This window comes from Bartonella sp. AP58NXGY (assembly GCF_042195785.1).
Taxonomy (GTDB): Bacteria; Pseudomonadota; Alphaproteobacteria; order Rhizobiales; family Rhizobiaceae; genus Bartonella.
This window is the reverse complement of sequence record NZ_JBHIOY010000052.1, coordinates 1-1,819: the sequence shown is the minus strand read 5'-3', so window position 1 is coordinate 1,819 and position 1,819 is coordinate 1. Positions and strand designations below refer to the sequence as shown.

The 1,819-nt window shown below is 38.5% G+C and carries 3 protein-coding genes; all 3 read right to left on the bottom strand.

Annotated elements, in window-relative coordinates; translation table 11 throughout:
• Positions 1-544 (bottom strand): DUF1376 domain-containing protein (locus ACFINC_RS09240; RefSeq protein ID WP_375617018.1); only part of this gene is annotated, 544 nt, incomplete at its 3' end.
• The gene (locus tag ACFINC_RS09235) at positions 534-1,007 is read right to left on the bottom strand and encodes a crossover junction endodeoxyribonuclease RuvC (RefSeq protein ID WP_375617017.1); all 474 of its coding nucleotides are present in this window, start codon (positions 1,005-1,007) and stop codon (positions 534-536) included. The genes ACFINC_RS09235 and ACFINC_RS09240, both read right to left, overlap by 11 nt.
• A 125-nt stretch (positions 1,008-1,132) precedes the next feature.
• Positions 1,133-1,702 (bottom strand): hypothetical protein, encoded by a 570-nt coding sequence (locus tag ACFINC_RS09230; RefSeq protein ID WP_375617016.1) that lies wholly within the window; start codon positions 1,700-1,702, stop codon positions 1,133-1,135.
• Positions 1,703-1,819: the final 117 nt, after the last annotated feature.

The window sequence follows — 1,819 nt, the reverse complement described above, 5'->3', positions numbered from 1 at the left end:
TGTTAATGTTATTGTTATATATATAGGCATCATTAAGCATCGCTTTAGCATCATGCTTAGCATGCTTAGCATAATTAAGCATCGCTTTAGCATCATTAAGCATTGCTTTAGCATCGTTTTTATCAGTATTTTCAGCAACTTGAGCATCATCACAAGCATAAGTTGTATGTTTATCCCATCTTGCCTGCGCTGCTTTCTTTGCTCTCTCCGATAATCTCTTTGATCGTGATGTTTTTGATACCTTTTCTAAATTCTCATTAGAGTTATTGAGCTCTTCCTCAACATCTAAATTCCACAAGCGACCATCTGCTAAACGAATGAAATATCCTTCTTCAAGCAAAACATTCAGTGCCGCTTCAAACTTCTTCACTGAATAACCCGTGTAATTAGATAAAACTTTAATATTATAAAAAAGAGGTTCACCAGTATGCAACATACGTAACCGTAATCGCATATAGATATTGCCCTCTACAGCAGGCAAATAATCAACAACAATTGCCCACTGGTCTGCAAAAAGCCTCGTCCATGGTAATTTACTGGACATACCCCAATTCCCTTTCTTTAACTAAATGTAAAATTGCTAAAGCATCTGCTTCATTATCATCACATGGCTTGTGTCCTTTAATACACATTGCCTCTATCATCTCTTCTTTCGACGCGTTCCCCTTCCCCGTCGTCGCTTTCTTAATCGTACTTACCGGTATCCCCTCATACGGTATCTGATGATGTTCACACCACGCCGTTAACGTTGCTAACAAACCACCGTAAATATGCGCGGCATCTGTACCTTTATGACGCCTCACCTCTTCAAAATACACCGCGTCAATTTGACCTGCTGTCTGCTTTATTTCTGATAGCCATTGTTTAAAACGCAAGTAACGCATTCCACCGCCTTCAAAACGGCGCGATTGAAAATTCACGGTACCACTGATGATACTACCCTCCCCTCCACGTATTGCCCACCCCATCTTCGTACCTAGATCAAAACAAAGAATCGTGTTATTCACCGCGCATCTCCATACAAAACGTGTTTTAGAAGATTGCTCTTTTTACGAAAATGCTGTCGTAGATCCCTTAAATCCACCAGAAAAGGTAAATTTTCGCATTCACAGTCTTCGCTTAGGTAATACCTTCAACCCACAATAGTTTTTGAAGGTAAGAAATAACGTTGCTGTTCTTCAGGACTTTTTTTAGCCAAATCAGCCAATGTCATTGGCTTTTGCCCTAATAAATGACATAATAAATCTTGTGCTCTATCCCATTGATTGGATTCTGCAATTGTAACCGGATTTTTTGCCGCAAACCACCTCATGAAATCCTGAGCAATTGAAATTGCTTCATTCTTTGTCTGTTTATCTCTCATCAATTGTTGCAGTATCTCTTGCGATCTCTCATCATCACCTTCGTCTTCATCTATAATCGGGGCTTTTTCTAAAAACTCTCTTACAAGCGAACGAACATCTTCAGGTTCTTGGATATTTTTATCTATCGTCAAACATTCCTGCTCTTTTTGTTCTTGCAATTCTTTAATTTTTTTATCATTTTCTGTTAATTGTCCTCTCATCAACGTTTGTTGTGACTCTATTAACTCATCTCTTAATTCTATCTCTTTTGCCAGTTTAGAAGCTTTGAAATAATAGTAGAAAGCCAAAGTTATTGCTAAAATCACTGCAACATTACTTAATATCGCTGTATCTTCCATCTCTCTCTCCTCACTGACTTTTCTTCTTATTCTTATGAGGCGGCGCTTTTACTGCTTCATCACGCTGCTTAAGCTCTTGTGTTAGTCTCTCAATTTCCGTATCACGTGATTGAACAT

Bases quoted from the DNA above. Each gene is read 5' to 3' on its own strand.
- ACFINC_RS09230 (WP_375617016.1), bottom strand. From the start codon at position 1,702: ATGGAAGATACAGCGATATTAAGTAATGTTGCAGTGATTTTAGCAATA.